Source organism: Sphingobium cupriresistens LL01, from assembly GCF_001046645.1.
In the GTDB taxonomy this organism is placed as follows: domain Bacteria; phylum Pseudomonadota; class Alphaproteobacteria; order Sphingomonadales; family Sphingomonadaceae; genus Sphingobium; species Sphingobium cupriresistens.
In genome coordinates this window covers 356490-371678 of record NZ_KQ130436.1, presented here as the reverse complement: position 1 = coordinate 371678, position 15189 = coordinate 356490, and the positions used below count along the sequence as shown (strand labels likewise).

General features: G+C 63.4%; 14 protein-coding genes. 7 read left to right on the top strand and 7 right to left on the bottom strand.

Annotated elements, in window-relative coordinates; all coding sequences use genetic code 11:
• Positions 1 to 97 precede the first annotated feature (97 nt).
• Positions 98 to 1351: an acetyl-CoA C-acetyltransferase gene (locus V473_RS18250; RefSeq protein WP_066608784.1), complete on the bottom strand. Its 1254-nt coding sequence runs from the start codon at positions 1349 to 1351 to the stop codon at positions 98 to 100.
• A 183-nt stretch (positions 1352 to 1534) separates the two neighbouring features.
• Between V473_RS18250 and V473_RS18245 the strand changes: the two genes are divergently transcribed.
• Together V473_RS18245 and V473_RS18240 are read left to right on the top strand one after the other, a co-directional pair.
• Positions 1535 to 2383: an acyl-CoA thioesterase gene (locus tag V473_RS18245; protein ID WP_244884481.1), complete on the top strand. Its 849-nt coding sequence runs from the start codon at positions 1535 to 1537 to the stop codon at positions 2381 to 2383.
• A 131-nt stretch (positions 2384 to 2514) separates the two neighbouring features.
• Positions 2515 to 2979 carry a PaaI family thioesterase gene (locus V473_RS18240; RefSeq protein WP_066608382.1) on the top strand — a complete coding sequence of 155 codons (465 nt, stop codon included), beginning with the start codon at positions 2515 to 2517 and terminating at the stop codon, positions 2977 to 2979.
• A gap of 26 nt (positions 2980 to 3005) precedes the next feature.
• On the opposite strand, the gene V473_RS18235 is transcribed toward V473_RS18240, so the two are convergent.
• On the bottom strand, positions 3006 to 3749 hold the full coding sequence (locus V473_RS18235; protein ID WP_066608379.1) for an enoyl-CoA hydratase/isomerase family protein: 744 nt from the start codon (positions 3747 to 3749) through the stop codon (positions 3006 to 3008).
• A gap of 113 nt (positions 3750 to 3862) precedes the next feature.
• On the opposite strand from V473_RS18235, the gene V473_RS18230 reads away from it, so the two are divergent.
• The 3 genes from V473_RS18230 (at position 3863) to V473_RS18225 (ending at position 5702) form a co-directional block, all read left to right on the top strand.
• Positions 3863 to 4648, top strand: a complete 786-nt coding sequence (locus V473_RS18230) for an SDR family NAD(P)-dependent oxidoreductase (RefSeq protein WP_066608377.1) — start codon at positions 3863 to 3865, stop codon at positions 4646 to 4648.
• A gap of 93 nt (positions 4649 to 4741) precedes the next feature.
• A complete protein-coding gene (locus V473_RS23675; protein WP_148648443.1) occupies positions 4742 to 4894 on the top strand; it encodes an acyl-CoA dehydrogenase family protein in 153 nt (50 codons plus the stop codon).
• Positions 4895 to 4922: 28 nt separating this feature from the next.
• On the top strand, positions 4923 to 5702 hold the full coding sequence (locus V473_RS18225) for an SDR family NAD(P)-dependent oxidoreductase (RefSeq protein ID WP_066608374.1): 780 nt from the start codon (positions 4923 to 4925) through the stop codon (positions 5700 to 5702).
• 44 nt (positions 5703 to 5746) lie between these two features.
• On the opposite strand, the gene V473_RS18220 is transcribed toward V473_RS18225, so the two are convergent.
• The gene (locus tag V473_RS18220; protein WP_066608371.1) at positions 5747 to 6790 is read right to left on the bottom strand and encodes an aldo/keto reductase; all 1044 of its coding nucleotides are present in this window, start codon (positions 6788 to 6790) and stop codon (positions 5747 to 5749) included.
• A gap of 115 nt (positions 6791 to 6905) precedes the next feature.
• Here V473_RS18220 and V473_RS18215 point away from each other — a divergent pair, with 115 nt between their 5' ends.
• On the top strand, positions 6906 to 7844 hold the full coding sequence (locus V473_RS18215; protein WP_066608368.1) for an NAD(P)-dependent oxidoreductase: 939 nt from the start codon (positions 6906 to 6908) through the stop codon (positions 7842 to 7844).
• Here V473_RS18215 and V473_RS18210 read toward each other — a convergent pair.
• Positions 7817 to 8716 carry a MaoC family dehydratase gene (locus V473_RS18210; protein ID WP_201785550.1) on the bottom strand — a complete coding sequence of 300 codons (900 nt, stop codon included), beginning with the start codon at positions 8714 to 8716 and terminating at the stop codon, positions 7817 to 7819. The two genes, V473_RS18215 and V473_RS18210, sit on opposite strands and share 28 nt — an antisense overlap.
• On the bottom strand, positions 8713 to 9639 hold the full coding sequence (locus V473_RS18205; protein ID WP_244884480.1) for an SDR family oxidoreductase: 927 nt from the start codon (positions 9637 to 9639) through the stop codon (positions 8713 to 8715). The genes V473_RS18210 and V473_RS18205 overlap by 4 nt, the downstream gene beginning before the upstream one ends.
• Before the next feature lie 418 nt (positions 9640 to 10057).
• Here V473_RS18205 and V473_RS18200 point away from each other — a divergent pair, with 418 nt between their 5' ends.
• On the top strand, positions 10058 to 12103 hold the full coding sequence (locus V473_RS18200; protein ID WP_066608366.1) for a 3-hydroxyacyl-CoA dehydrogenase NAD-binding domain-containing protein: 2046 nt from the start codon (positions 10058 to 10060) through the stop codon (positions 12101 to 12103).
• A gap of 45 nt (positions 12104 to 12148) precedes the next feature.
• Here the strand turns inward: V473_RS18200 and V473_RS18195 are convergent, their stop codons facing one another.
• Both V473_RS18195 and V473_RS18190 read right to left on the bottom strand, forming a co-directional pair.
• On the bottom strand, positions 12149 to 13417 hold the full coding sequence (locus V473_RS18195; RefSeq protein ID WP_066608364.1) for a spinster family MFS transporter: 1269 nt from the start codon (positions 13415 to 13417) through the stop codon (positions 12149 to 12151).
• Between the two features lie 185 nt (positions 13418 to 13602).
• Positions 13603 to 14712 (bottom strand): amidohydrolase family protein, encoded by a 1110-nt coding sequence (locus V473_RS18190; RefSeq protein WP_066608362.1) that lies wholly within the window; start codon positions 14710 to 14712, stop codon positions 13603 to 13605.
• Positions 14713 to 15189: the final 477 nt, after the last annotated feature.

Sequence of the window (15189 nt, the reverse complement as noted above, 5' to 3'; positions counted from 1 at the left end):
CCCGCAACGCGGTCGGGCGTTGCGGGTATTCCTGTTCGCGATCCTGCCTGTCGGCGCGACAGGCAATCCAGCCGATACTGCGTCGCGCCCGGTCGGGTCAGATCCGTTCGATGATGATCGCAGGCGCCATGCCGCCCGCCGCGCACATCGTCACCAGGCCATAGCGGCCGCTCGTCCGCTCCAGTTCGTCCAGCACCGTGCCGATCAGGATCGCGCCGGTCGCGCCGATCGGATGGCCCAGCGCGATCGACCCGCCATTGACGTTCACTTTGGCGCGATCCAGGTCCAGGTCGCGGATGAACTTTTCCGCCACCACGGCAAAGGCCTCGTTAATCTCCCAAAGGTCAATATCGTCCTTGGTCAGGCCCGCCTTGGCCAGCACCTTCCTGGCCGCGGGGACTGGCGCGTTCAGCATCAGCGTCGCATCGTCGCCGACATTGGCGGTCGCCACGATGCGGGCGCGGGGTTTCAGGCCATGCGCCTGCGCATAGGATGCGGACGCCAGCAGCACCGCGGCGGCGCCATCGACCACGCCCGACGAATTGCCGGCATGATGGAAATGCTCGATCGCCAGGTCGGGGAATTTCTGGTTAATCAGGCCGCGCGGCGTGTTGCCGTCCTCGTCGATCACCATGTCGGCGATGCCTGTGAAGGAAGGCTTGAGCGCAGCCAGACCTTCGGCGGTCGTCTGCGGACGGGGAAATTCGTCCTTCGCCAGCACGACATTGCCCTCATCGTCGATCACCGGCACCACCGACTTGTCGAAACGCCCCTCGGCCATGGCGCGTTCTGCGCGCCTCTGGCTTTCCAGACCCAGCGCGTCGAGCGCTTCGCGGCTGATGCCCTCCATGCTGGCGATCGCGTCGCCGCATACGCCCTGATGCGACTGGGGATGCACCGACTGAAGACGCGCATTGCCCGATCCCATGCCCAGCGGCATGATGCCCGCAGCCATTTCTTCCTGCGCCATGGTGGCGGTCAGCGACATCATCTCGGTGCCGCCCGCCACGATCAGGTCCTCCATCCCCGACATGATCTGCGCGGCGGCCAGGCTGACGGTGGTGATGCCGCCGCCGCAAAAACGGTCCAGCGTCATGCCGCTCGCCTTGGGATCATAGCCCGCGTCCAGCGCCGCCATCCGGCCCAAGTCGCCGCCCTGCTTGCCCTTCTGGGTGGAAGTGGACCAGATCACATCGTCCACATCGGCGGTGTTCAGGTCGTTGCGGTCTGCGATCGCCTTGAGCACGGTGGCGGCCAGATGCTGCGGGTGCATATGGGCGAGCGCGCCCTTCCCTACCTTGCCGATGCCACGCGGGGTGCGGACGGCGTCGATGATATAGGCTTCGGACACATTCTTCTCCTGGGTTGCGCAATGGCTCGCTGCCTGCCAAGGCAGCATTTGGATACATCGACTACCTAGTTGATGATGTGAAGCAAAGCAAAGATTTTGAAGGCGACGATATGTCATGCCGCCGGTCGGCGAAAATTGATGATCGCCGACCGACCCTCGCTTTTAGCCACCATGAGGAAGCCCGTGCCCAACGCCCTGTTCGACCTGCGCGCCACCCATAATTCGCATCGATTCCACCTGCCGGTGACGATGGACCTGTGCGTGGGGATGCCCGACCGCCGCTTCCTGTTTGGCGGAGTGGGGCTGGCGGCGGCGATCGACGCGATGCAGCGGACCAGCGGTCGCCCGGTCATCTGGGCCACCGCCCATTATCTCTCCTTCGCCCTACCCGGTTCCACGGTCGATCTCGACGTCTGGATTCCGGTCGCAGGCAACCAGACCAGCCAGGCGCAGGTGCTGGAACATATAGAAGACAGCAAGATCATCAGCGTGGTCGCCGCACTGGGCGCGCGCGACAGCGCCATTACCGACCAGTGGGTGCCGATGCCGCAGGTCGCGCCGCCCGGCGATTGTCCCGTGGCGCGCAACTGGCGGGCGGGCGACGATGGCCTGCAAAGCCGGTTCGAAGTGCGGCTGGCCCATGGCCGCTACCCCGACGGCACGGTAAATGAAGGGCGCAGCCAGGACGGTCGCGTCGCCTTCTGGATTCGCTCGACCGAAGGGTTGCTGGCCGATCCGCTGTTGCTGGCGGTGGTGGCCGACTATATTTCACTGGCGATCGGCAATGCGATCGGCGCCTTTGCCGGGGGCAACAGTCTCGACAACACCATCCGCTATGCGCGGGTCGAACCGTCCGAATGGGTCTTGTGCGACATTCGGATCGAATCGGTCCATCATGGCGTGGTCCATGGCGCGATGCACCTGTTCGACGAAGGCGGCCTGCTGATGGCCACCGCCAGCCAGTCGCTGATCCTGCGGCATTATGACAGTCCGGCAGAGGTCGCGGCCCGCCGCGCCGCCATCGCCCCTTGATATATTCCCATCCACCGCAATTCTGCCGTCGAACGGCCATTGGCGATACGGCGAAAGCCCATGATCTTGGGATTGCTGTTGCGCCACCTGTCTAACTATCTTATGCCGCAACGCAGCATGAACAGGCGGGAATGATGATGCTGGATGATGCAGGCGGCCGGTTGGCCGATGACGGACCAAATGGCATGGACGGTGGCTGGCGACCGCTCGACAGCGTCAGGCAGACGGGTTTTGAAAACGCCCTGCCGCCGCTCGACGTTCGCCCGGTCCCCGGTGGCGCGGAAATGCGGACCCGACCCCATGCCGGCTGCGCCAATGTCATGGGGTCGCTGCACGGCGGTTTCCTGTCCGCGCTCGCCGAACAGTCGCTGTTCCTGCCGCTCTATCTGCATGGCCGGTGCAGCCGCGGCGGGATCGTCGTGATCGACTTTTCGCTCAGTTTCCTGGCCAGCGGGGACATTGCCACGCCTATCGTCGCCCGGCTTGAACTGCTGCGCGAAACCGGGCGCATGGCGTTCGTGCGCGGTACTTTGTGGCAGGGGGACGTCGCCATCACTGCCTATAGCGGGACGGTGCGCAAACTCGACAAGCGTTAGGAGCGCTTGCAACTACCGCTTACAGCTTACCGCTTCCCGAACGTGCCGCCGACCCGGCTGGCGAAGTCCGGCCCGACGCCGGGGCTGGCGACGATCTCATGGGCCAGCCCCGCCTCCAGCGTCATGCCGTCGGACGCATTGAGCAGCGCCTTGTTGCCGCGATGGCTATGCCAGGACAGCCCCATGATGTCGCTCGTCAGGCGCGCCAACTCCTCTTCGAACGCCGCGTCCGCCACGCACAGATTGACCAGCCCCATCGCCTGCGCCTGCCGTCCGTCATAGGTGCGGCCGGTGAACATCATTTCGCGCGCCTTGTGCTGCCCCACCCTTCGGGGCAGCCGCTGCGTCATCCCCCATCCGGGCACCAGCGCCCATTTGCCATGGGTGTCGGCAAAGCGCGCCGATTCCGCCGCCAATAGAATGTCGGCGGCCAGCGCCAGTTCCAGCCCCCCGGTATAGCATGGTCCCTGCACCGCCGCGACGACCGGCTGGGGCAGGTTCGCCAGCCGGGTGATCGTGGCGGCCTGAAAAAATCGGCGCGGCGGCTTTTGCTGCTTGCCAAGGTCTGCGCCTGCGCTGAAAACCGGCCCCGTCGCGCGCAGCACGACTGCGCCGATCCGGTCGGTTTCATGTTCCAGATCGGCCAGATGCGCGTCCAGCACGACGAACATATCGACATTGAGCGCATTGCGCTTGTCGGGGCGGTTGAGCGTCAGCGTGGCGACGCCATCGGCATCGCTTCGCAGGATCAGGGTCTGGCTATCGGTCATCGGCGGACTATCCCGCCTTCGGACGCGCTTGTCCATTGCAGTTATATAACCTAGTTGACAATGCGGTTCGGATCGCGGCACCCCGATCATGAAGACAGGCGAGGAGAAGCGGGTTGGGCAAACTGGATGGACGGGTTGCTATCGTCACGGGCGGCGGACGCGGCATCGGGCGCGCCACGGCGGAACGCTTTGCACGCGAAGGCGCAACGGTCGTCGTCGCCACGCGCTCCGCCGCGCCGGGACAGGATGTGGTCGACACTATCACCGCGGCGAGCGGCGCCGCCCTTCTGGAAACGCTGGACATGGGCGATCGGCAGGCTGTCAGGGCGATGGTGATGCGCACGGGCGATCGGTTCGGACGGATCGACATCATCCTGCATAACGCCGCCTATCTGACCCCGGCCAGCCTGGCCGACATGCCAGACGATGTGCTGGACGCGATGTTCGACGTCGGGGTCAAGGCCGCCTTCTGGCTGACCAGGGACGCGCTGCCCTGGCTGGAAAAAAGCCCGTGCGGGCGCATCCTCGTCACATCGTCGGTTGCGGGGAACCGCAAATCGCTGCCGGCCCGCGTCCATTATGGCGCGGCCAAGATGGCGGTGACCGGCTTCGTGCGCGGCGCGGCGCTGGAACTGGCGCGAAAGGGCATCACCGTCAACGCGATCGAACCGGGGTTGACCCGCACTCACGCACTCGAATCCAACGCGACCGAAGAACAGATCGCCGCCATGGGCGCGCAGGTGCCGGTCGGACGCCCCGGCAAGCCGCAGGAAATCGCGGCGGGCTTCCTGTTCCTGGCGTCGGACGAGGCCGCCTATACGACCGGACAGACATTGACGATGGATGGCGGCGCATCGCTCGGCGATCCGCACGGCCTGCTCAGCGAACGGGAAGGCTGACCGCCATGCCTATGAAACGCCACCATTATACTGACAATCAGGAACAGTTCCGCGACATGTTCCGCCGCTTTCCGGCGCACGCACTAATCCCCCATGCCCCATGCTTCCACGAACAGCGAATATCGACCGGCCGTCTATCGCCGGGCGGGGGAGGGCGGATTCATGCGCAAATGTCCGACCTGCCGCATCTTCGCGGGCACGTCGGAAGTCATGAAAATCGTCATTGCAAAGGACATGCTGGGCTGACCGGCATTATCATAAGGGAGACTATCCTATGGACGTGAACGGACTTTCGGCCGTCGTTACCGGCGGCGCTTCGGGCTTGGGCGCCGCCACGGCGCGCGCGCTGGCGGCAAAGGGTGCAAAAGTCGCGATCTTCGACCTCAATGTCGAAGCGGGCGAGGCGATCGCGCGCGAAATCGGCGGCGTCTATTGCGAAGCGAACGTAACCTCCGACGATTCCACCGACGCCGCCTTCGCCAGCGCGCGCGCCGCGATAGGGCAGGAACGCATCCTCATCAACTGCGCGGGCATCGGTCCTGCGGCCAAAACGGTCAGCCGTTCGCGGGAGGATGGGTCGATCAAACATTATCCCATGGCCCAATTCAACACGATCATTCAGGTCAATCTGGTCGGCACTTTCCGTTGCATAGCCAAGTCGGCGGCGGGCATGGTCACGCTCGATCCGCTGGAATCGGGTGAACGCGGCGCGATCGTCAACACAGCGTCGGTCGCGGCGGAGGACGGCCAGGTCGGCCAGGCCGCCTATTCCGCGTCGAAGGGCGGCATCGTCGGCATGACCCTGCCGATCGCGCGCGACCTGATGGGGGAGGCGATCCGGGTCAACACCATCCTGCCGGGCATCTTCGAAACGCCGCTGATGCTGGGTATGCCGCAAAATGTCATCGACAGCCTGGGCGCGTCGGTGCCCTTCCCAAAGCGTCTGGGCAAGCCGCCCGAATATGCGATGCTGGCGCTCCACCTCATCGAAAACCCCTATTTCAATGGCGAAGACATCCGCCTTGACGGCGCGATCCGCATGGCGCCCCGCTAAAGGCTCGGCGGCGGGGGCGGCGCATCGACCGCCCCCGCCCTCCGTCATTCGCCTGTCTTGTAATGTGCGAACAGCTGCGGGTTGCGTTCGTGGGTGAAGATGCGGTGATGCGAATTGGGATAGTGCATCGGCGCCTGGCTCGCCCGGTCGAGCGCCTCCATCTCCGCTTCGGTCAGCGACCATTGCGCCGCCGCCAGATTGTCCGCCAGTTGCACGTCGGTGCGCGCGCCCACCAATATGCTGGACACGCCCGGACGGCGCAGCAGCCAGTTCAGCGCGACCTGGCTGTGGCTGACGCCGCCCCGCGCCGCGACGATGGCGTCGATCGTGTCCAGCACCGCCGTGCCCGTCGCCGTATCATAGGCCTTGAGCCGTCCGCTCTGCTGCAACCGGGTGGCGCCCCCGGTATCGGCGCGGAACTTGCCCGACAGATAGCCCTGCGCCAGCGGGCTCCAGATCAGCGCGCCCACGCCCTGATCCACGCCGCAGGGCAGCAATTCCTGTTCGGCGTCGCGCACCATCAGCGAATATTGGATCTGCTGGCCGACATAGCGTTCATAGCCCTGTTCGCGCGCCACCGCTTGCGCCTTCATCAACTGCCATCCGGCATAGTTGGAACAGCCCGCATAACGGACCTTGCCCGCCGTCACCAGATCGTCCAGCGCGCGCAGCGTTTCTTCCAGCGGCACCAGCGCGTCGAAACTATGGACCTGATACAGGTCGATCCAGTCGGTGCCCAGCCGCTTCAGGCTCGCCTCGCACGCCGCGATCAGGTGGCGGCGCGACAGGCCGGTGTCATGGTCATTGCTACCCATCCGGCCGAACGCCTTGGTCGCCACGACGACATGCTGACGCCGTGCGCCCAGCGCCTCGCCCAATATCTCCTCGGATCGCCCGGCGGCATAGACGTCCGCCGTGTCGAACAGCGTGACGCCCGCGTCCAGACACATATCGACCTGGCGCACCGCGTCGGCCCCGCGTGTCGCGCCGACGCCGCCATAACGTCCGTCGCCATCGGAAAAGGTCATCGCGCCAAAACCCAGCACCGAAACCGACAGCCCGCTACGGCCCAGAAATCGCCTCTCCATTCGCTCATTCCTTTTTGATAGGATTCCAGGTTATATAAGTTGCTATCCGCCACCGACGCTCTATCGTCAAGGCAAAGGCGCAGGATATGGAGATGACCATGCGGCGATCCCCCCGATGAACCGCCCGCGCGTGCTGGTCATGAGCCGTGCTATCCTCAGGATACTGCGCGCCCCGCCGGGTGAATTTGATTATATCTGCCTGGACGATCATGCCGATCGCGACGCTTTTCTGGCGCGCGACGGCGCGGGAATAGCAGTCATATTGTGTTCGGGCATGGAACGGCTCGACGCCGCCCGCCTTGCCCTGCTGCCCGATCTCAGGCTGATCGCGGTCGTCGCGGCGGGCATGGCGGGGATAGATCTCGACGCGGCGCGGGCGCGCGGGATAGCAGTCTGCAACGCGGGCGACATCAATGCGGGCGACGTCGCCGAATATGCCGTCGCGATGATGCTGGCGCACCGCCGCGCCTTGGCCGCCAACGACGCCTATGTCCGGTCGGGTCGCTGGGTGGAGGCGCGCCTGCCGCCCGGCCATGCCGTGTCGGCGCAGCGTGTGGGCGTCGTCGGGCTTGGCCATATCGGTCATAATATCGCGCAGCGCCTTGCCCCCTTTGGCTGCACGATATGCTGGTGGGGACCAAATCCCAAGCCGCTATCGTGGCGACGGATGGAATCGCTGGCGGATCTGGCCGATTGGGCGACGACGCTGATGGTTGCGGTGGCGGGCAATGACGACACGCGCGGCCTTGTCAGCGCCGACATACTGCGCCGCCTCGGCCCCGACGGGCTGATCGTCAATGTCTCGCGTGGCTTCGTGATCGACGAACCTGCGATGATCGCGGCGTTGCGCGGGGGCACGCTGGGCGGCGCGGCGCTCGACGTCTTCGATGGGGAGCCGATCGACGGCAGCGGCTGGGTCGACGTTCCCAACGTGCTGATGGCCCCCCATGTCGCAGGCGCGACGGTCGAATCGCTGGCTGCGGTCATGCAGGGCGCGCTCGACAATATCCGCCGCCACTTCGCCGGTCAGGCGCTGGAGCGGCGAGTCGTCTGATCGTTGATGACCGCTGTTTCGTGCGCCTCAAGGAACGTCACATAGCCATGGTTCAGGACGATGCAGTCGCGCTCGACCACGCGCGCGGTAAAGGCGGCAGCGCCCGGACCTTCGCGCCAGATCGCTGTCTCGATCGTTTCGCCCGGAAAGACCGGCGCTGAAAAACGCGCATCCATCCGCCTGATACGGTCGGGCCGATTGTCCGCCAGCACGCGCAGCAACGCCCGGCCAACCACCCCATAAGTCGCCATGCCATGCAGGATCGGCCGCGCAAACCCGGCCGATCGCGCTGCCCTGGGGTCGATATGCAGCGGATTCATGTCGCCCGACAATCGGTACAATAACGCCTGATTATCCGCCGTGGGCAGCGCGATCCGCAGGTCGGGCGCGCGGCGGGGAATCGGATGGGGTGTAATCTGCCCCTCGGACGATCCGCCGAAACCGCCGTCGCCGCGCAGGAAATTGGTGTTGCGCACGGTGGCGATATGGCGACCATCATCGGCATGGATCTGGCGCGTCTGGTACAGGATCGCACCCTTGTCGGCGCCCTTGTCCACGACCGGGCCAAACGCCGTATGGCTGGTCAATTCCCCCTTCACGGGCAGGGGCGCGTGCAACGTCATATGGGTTTCGGCGTGCAGCATCTTTTGCCAGGTCACGCCATAGGCCGGGTCGCGCCACACCGATCCGGCATAGGCCATGGTGGCGACCATGGTCGGCAATGCTTCCAGCCCGTCTTCATAGACGAACGGCAATTCGTCGGCACCCACCCCCAGCGCATAGAGCATCACCTTGAACGGATTGATCGTCTGCCGCGTTTCGATGGGCGGCAGGTCGATCAGCCTTTGCGGGTCAAAGGCCATGATCGTCATACCGGGTCATAGGGCCAGATGTCGCCAACCTGCGCCAGCGGCGCCATGTCGCCGGCCATCGCGGGCAGCAGGTCGCGCACGATGCTGCCGGGTGTCCAGCCTTCCGACCGCTGCATCGTCCTGACCGGCCGCGGCTTGTTGAACAGGAAAATTTCGTTCCGCCGCACGCCGAACGTCTGGCCGTTGACGTCCCGCGCTCCGTCGGACAGCAAGGCGGCGACCATCGGCGCGATCTTGTCGGTGGTCATCGCCTGCATCCGCGCCGCCGCCTGTTCATCCTCCCCCTCAATGGCCGGGATCGTCGCGACCAGGCGGCTCCAGGCGAATGGCGCGATGCAGTTGGACCTTATGCCAAAACGCCGCATGTCCAGCGCGATCGCATTGGACAGCGCGAATATGCCCATCTTGGCCGCCGCATAATTGGCCTGGCCGACATTGCCGACCAGCCCGGATGTCGATGTGAAATGGACATAGCTGCCTGAACCCTGGTCCTTGAAATGCGGGGCCGCCGCCTTCGCCACATAAAAGGCGCCATTGAGATGCACGTCCATCACCTGCTGCCAATCGACGATGCTCATCTTGTGAAAGATGCGGTCGCGCAGGATGCCGGCATTGTTGACCACGCCGTCTATGCGTCCGAAATGCGCGATCGCGTCGGTTATGATGGACGCCGCACCCGCCGGTTCCGCAACGCTTGCGCCATTGGCCACGGCCTTACCGCCCTGGTCGCGGATCATCGCCGCCACCGCCGCCGCCGGGCCTGTATCGGCGCCTTCGCCCTGTGCGGACGTCCCCAGATCGTTCACGACGATGCTTGCGCCCTGCCGCGCGCACAGCAACGCGACTGCGCGCCCGATGCCGCGCCCCGCACCTGTCACCGCCACCACCTTGCCGTCCAGCCGCGTCGAATCGTTCATCATCATCCTCGCCCCAGACGCCTTTGCCCGACCTTAGTCCAAGATATATAACCTATTCAACTATCTCATTGACTGCTGGCGGCCTCGTTTCGCCTGCCGCCGTTCGTGCGCCACCCATCCAAGCATTTGAAAAAAACCTTCAAATGTAGGATTTTATCTGCTTCAAAGGGGATGGAAGACCCCGCCGTCGGGCTGGACCGTCTGTCGTGCTGACGCCCATAAGGGCAAAGGCGACATAAGGTGACATTTTTGCGCGGCGCTTGCGGCGCCTTTGTCGCTTTAGCGGGCTTGCGCCACGATCGGAGTCTGGTTCGTTCGCCGCAAAGTAAACATCGCTTACTATGTTGTCGTTCTCCGGTTGCGCGGCGCTGCGTATCAGGGCAAAGACCGATGCAAACAGCATTTGCAAATCGAGGAGCCTTGCATGAGCGAAGTCGGAACATACAGCATTGAGGATGGCGGTATCGGCGTCATTGAAATCGACAACCCGCCGGTCAATGCGCTGGGCATCAAGACGCGCCTGGCACTCGATGAAGGCTTCCGCACTTTCGCCGCCGACGACCGCGTGAAGGCGATCGTCCTGATCTGTGGTGGCCGCACCTTCTTCGCCGGCGCGGATATTTCCGAATTTGGCCAGCCCCAGCAGGAACCGGGCCTGCATGAAGTGTTCGACATCATCGAAAATGGCAGCAAGCCCGTCGTCGCTGCGATCCATGGCACGGCGCTGGGCGGTGGCTATGAACTCGCGCTCATCTGCCATTATCGCATCGCCGTGCCGTCGGCGAAGGTCGGCCTGCCCGAAGTCAATCTGGGCCTGCTGCCCGGTGCTGGCGGGACGCAGCGTCTGCCGCGCATCGTGGGCGTGGAAACAGCGCTCGACATCATCACCGGCGGCGCGCCCGTGCCCGCGAAAAAGGCGCTCGACCTTGGCATGATTGATGCGGTCGCGCAGGAAGGCAATCTGCGCGAAGACGCCATCGCCTTTGCCCGCACCATCGTCGACAAACCGCTCCAGCGCGTGCGCGACCGTCAGGACAAGGTTGCCCCCGCACGCGGCATGCCGGAAATCTATGAAGCCTATCTCAAGAAGAACGCGCGCGCCTTCCGGGGTTTCAAGGCGCCCTATAATATCGTCCGCGCTATCGAGGCGTCGGCCGAGATCGAGGATTTCGACAAGGGGATCGAGCGGGAAAAGGAACTGTTCGACGAACTGGTGACCAGCACCGAATCCGCCGCGCAACGCTATTATTTCTTTGCCGAACGCGAAACCGCCAAGGTGCCCGACGTGCCCAGGGACACCGCCACCATCCCGGTCAAGTCCGTGGGCGTCATCGGTGCAGGCACCATGGGCGGCGGCATCACCATGAATTTTCTCAACGTCGGCATCCCGGTGACGCTGGTGGAAATGACGCGCGAAGCGCTGGATCGCGGTGTCGGCGTCATCCGCAAAAATTATGAGAATACCGCCAAAAAGGGCCGCATGACTGCCGATCAGGTGGAACAGCGGATGGCGCTCATCACCCCGGCCATCGGCCTGGAAGCGCTGGGCGATGTCGACCTCATCATAGAGGCGGTTTATGAGGAGATGGGTGTCAAGAAGGACGTTTTTGGCAAGCTCGACAAGATCGCCAAGCAGGGTGCGATTCTGGCGTCCAATACCTCGTTCCTCGACCTGGACGAAATTGCAGCGGCGACCAGCCGGCCCGACTGGGTTGTCGGCCTGCACTTCTTCTCGCCCGCCAACGTCATGCGCCTGCTCGAAGTGGTGCGCGGGGCGAAAACGTCGAAAGAAGTGATTGCCACCGCGATGGCGCTGGCCAAGAAAATCGGCAAGGTGCCTGTGCTGTCGGGCGTATGCTTTGGCTTCATCGCCAACCGCATCATGGCCAAGCGCGGCAGCCAGGCCGACGCCCTGGTTCTGGAAGGCCCGACCCCACAGGACATAGATCAGGCCATCTATGACTATGGCTTTGCGATGGGACCGTTCCAGATGATCGATCTGGTCGGCCTCGACGTGATCGGGCGCGACGAGACGGAACGCAGCGTGCGCGGCGACCTGGTCAAGGCGGATCGGCTCGGTCAGAAGAAGAATGGCGGCTATTACGACTATGATGAAAATCGCAAGGCGACGCCATCGCCGGTCGCCGCCGCCGCCATCGCCGACTTCGCCGCCTTCAAGGGCGTGAAGAACAAGGGCGCGCTGTCGCCCGATGACATCGTCGCCCGCCTGCTCTACCCCGTCGTCAACGAAGGGGCCAGGGTGCTGGAGGAAGGCGTCGCCATCCGCGCGTCGGACGTCGATGTTGCCGCGATTCTGGGCTATAACTGGCCGGTCTATACCGGCGGCCCGATGTTCTGGGGCGATACGGTCGGCTTGCAGAAGATCGTCGATGGCCTGACCGCCATGGGGATCGAACCATCCCGACTGTTGGTTGAAAAGGCCGCAAAGGGTGAGAGCTTCACCCGCTGAATATTGGCGGGCGCGGTCGCACTGACCGCGCCCGCCATCTCTGTCCTACCCGGCGCTGCCCGCACGCCCGGCCAGTTCCTGCCGCACCAGCCGCGCGGCAACGAAGCAGAGCAGCCCGCACGCCACCAGCCCGCCCAGCACGAACACCAGCGAATAGCGGATGGCTTCCTTGCCGAAGGTCGGCTCCAGCAGGTCGTTCATCACCCCGACGAAGACCGGGCCAAGGCCGATGCCCACGACCGTCGTGCTCAGCGTCAGCAGCGCCGTAATCATCCCCCGGTTGCGCACTGGCGACATGCCAACCGCCACCGCATAGGTGGGCGGCATCCAGAAGGTCATGAACAGCTTGGACATGAACAGCCCGAACAGCGACATCATCGGATCACGTGCCAGAAGGAACAGCAGGCCAAAGGGCGCGGCCAATATCGTTCCCCATCCCGCGACACGCATGTAAACCGCAAAATCCCCCTTTGCGACCCGGTCGGCGATCCGGCCGGCGCCGACATTGCCCAGGAACAGGCCGCCCGCAACCGCCAGCCCCATCATGCCGCCGACCTGCATCGTCGTCATGTCATGAACGCGAATATAAAAGGTCGGACCCCATCCCAGGATCGAATATCCCGCAAAGGAACAGCACATTGCGACCACCAGCAACAGGCGCAGCGGCGGCGAACGAAAGGCGAAGGCGAAGGCTTCCCTGAACGGCGGCGTTTCCACCGGCGGCGCGATACCGGTACCCGCATCGGCCATGCCGCGTGGCGGATCCTTGACGGTCAGGTGGATGCCCACCGCCAGCAACAGCCCAGGCAGTCCGACGACGATGAACGCTATGCGCCAGTCAAATGCGGTGTTGAGCCAGCCACCGAAGAACAGCCCGAACGCGATCCCGATCGCCTGGGCCGCCAGCCATATGCCGATCACCGTCGCACGCTGCGATACCGGATAGAGATCGGCCAGCAGCGACTGGGTCGCCGGGCCACCGCCTGCCTCGCCCGAAGCCACACCGATCCGGGCCAGGGCGAGCTGGACGAAATTCTGCACGAAGCCGCACAATACCGTGGCTAGGCTCCAAATCGTGAGGCATCCCACCAGCACATTGCGTCGCGACCCTTTGTCGACCATCCGGGCGATCGGGATGCCAGCAATCACGTAAAAGGTGGAAAAGGCGATTCCCGAAAGCAATCCCATGGCGGTGTCGCTGACACCCAGGTCGGTCTTGATCGGTTCCAGCAGGATGGCCAGGATCTGACGATCCACGAAATTGACGATCCCCACCAGGCACAGGATGAACAGCACATAATGGCGGCGGGGCAATGTCCACCACGTGTAGGAATCCGATTGGTCCGCGGTCGTCGGTGCGGACGCACTGCTGCCTGCTGGTTCCACACCACTCTCCTGATTGTTAGATATATAACCTAGGCAACCATGTTTGGCGGGCCAAAACAATAGAAAAAGGGACCGTCATGGCATGACGGCCCCTTTTCGAGCCGATCATCCTGTCAGGCGGCGATCAGTTCTGGATTGGGGTTCAGCGTTTCATGCTTGAATCGGAACAGGCGCGCCGCATTGCCGCCCAATATGTCGATCTTGTCCTGCTCGCTGATGTCGATACCGGCGAACAATCCCTCGATCACGCTTTGCGAATGGGGGAAGGTGCCTTCCGCGTGCGGATAATCGGATGCCCACATCAGCGCGCGCGTCCCTGTCACGGAACGCGACATGATGCAGGCGCGGTCATGCTGGAACGAGCATGTCACCTGCCGTTTGATGATCTCCGACGGCATCATCGACAGTTTGGGGCGGACGAAGATGTCGTGCGCGACATAGACCTCGTCCATGCGCTCGGCGATCGCGGCGAGCCAGCTTGCGCCACATTCGATGACCGCGACCTGCGCCTTGGGATTGCGGTCGAGCAGGCCGCCCGACACCATATACATGATTGCGTTGATGCCGTCGTTCATCTGCATACTATAATTGATGACGGCTGCGCCTGGACCGCGTTCGTTGACCACGGTTTCGGCGCCTGTCCCGGTATGCAGCACGAAGACGATGCCCAAATCGCCCGCCAACTTGAACAGCGGATCCCATGCTTCATCATTATATTTGGGGATGCCGGTCATCGGAATGGATGGCAGCATCACGGCCGTAAAGCCCAGCGTCGCGATCCGGCGCAATTCCTGTTCGGCATATTTCAGGTTCCGCACGGGCAATACGCCGCACCGGACAAAACGATTGAGATGGCCGGAAAAATATTCGTTGTTCCAGTCGTTATAGATTTCGCACTGGGCCAGTTCCGCGTCTTCGTCGTCGATCGCATAGAGCCAAAGGCCAAGGCTGGGGAATGCGATTTCCGCATCGATCCCGTCTTTTTCCATGTCGATCAGGCGTCCGCCAAGATCATGGATGCCCAATCGAGTCGCACCGCCGAAATCGGGGTTTTTGGCCAGACGCAGCTTGAAGATCGTCTTGTGCTCGGTTTTCGTGACCAATGCGTCGCCATCCTTGATGGTGTGCACCGCGTGCTGTTTGAGCGATGCGGGCAGCTTATCGAGAAACAGGCTGTTGGGTTCGCGCACATGGCTGTCGGCGCTGAAAATAAACGGCTTCATGGGCATTTTTCCTTTCCCGTGGGCCATCGCCAAAGGCCCTGGTTCCTGACATTATCGTACTTCGTATCCAGCATCGGCAAAAACGGTCGGCGTCCCCGTCAACGCTGCGCCATGGTCCGGCCGCAGCGGCTTTCTGTTGGACGGGCGCATACGCCTGGAATGTCCCTGCATCTGCCACGCACCCTTATACGCGGTGCCGGAACAACTGTCTCCCAAAAAAGATACCTCTTTTATCATCTCCCCTGTCCGCATTTTTCAACTGGGGCCTGTCTGGCTGACGCGAACTTGTGCACCGCAATATATGACGACATGTGATTCGCTTTGTGGGGATGTCTCGGATGGGCGAAGTGACGCGCGCGCCTCAAAGGCAGGGGCGACCTTTCGCCAGGCGTAGGAATATTCTTTCAACTCAATGTTCAAGCCAGCTTTGCTGGCGCGATATTGTCGTAAAAAGGGCTGAAAAGCGTACATCGTCCG

What these genes read in the sequence shown, in the direction of transcription:
- V473_RS18205 (WP_244884480.1), bottom strand. Translation starts at nt 9,639, where the DNA reads ATGATGATGAACGATTCGACGCGGCTGGACGGCAAGGTGGTGGCGGTG.
- V473_RS18190 (WP_066608362.1), bottom strand. Translation starts at nt 14,712, where the DNA reads ATGAAGCCGTTTATTTTCAGCGCCGACAGCCATGTGCGCGAACCCAAC.
- V473_RS18240 (WP_066608382.1), top strand. Translation starts at nt 2,515, where the DNA reads ATGATGATGCTGGATGATGCAGGCGGCCGGTTGGCCGATGACGGACCA.
- V473_RS18210 (WP_201785550.1), bottom strand. Translation starts at nt 8,716, where the DNA reads ATGACGATCATGGCCTTTGACCCGCAAAGGCTGATCGACCTGCCGCCC.
- V473_RS18220 (WP_066608371.1), bottom strand. Translation starts at nt 6,790, where the DNA reads ATGGAGAGGCGATTTCTGGGCCGTAGCGGGCTGTCGGTTTCGGTGCTG.
- V473_RS18200 (WP_066608366.1), top strand. Translation starts at nt 10,058, where the DNA reads ATGAGCGAAGTCGGAACATACAGCATTGAGGATGGCGGTATCGGCGTC.
- V473_RS18235 (WP_066608379.1), bottom strand. Translation starts at nt 3,749, where the DNA reads ATGACCGATAGCCAGACCCTGATCCTGCGAAGCGATGCCGATGGCGTC.
- V473_RS18225 (WP_066608374.1), top strand. Translation starts at nt 4,923, where the DNA reads ATGGACGTGAACGGACTTTCGGCCGTCGTTACCGGCGGCGCTTCGGGC.
- V473_RS18215 (WP_066608368.1), top strand. Translation starts at nt 6,906, where the DNA reads ATGAACCGCCCGCGCGTGCTGGTCATGAGCCGTGCTATCCTCAGGATA.
- V473_RS23675 (WP_148648443.1), top strand. Translation starts at nt 4,742, where the DNA reads ATGCCCCATGCTTCCACGAACAGCGAATATCGACCGGCCGTCTATCGC.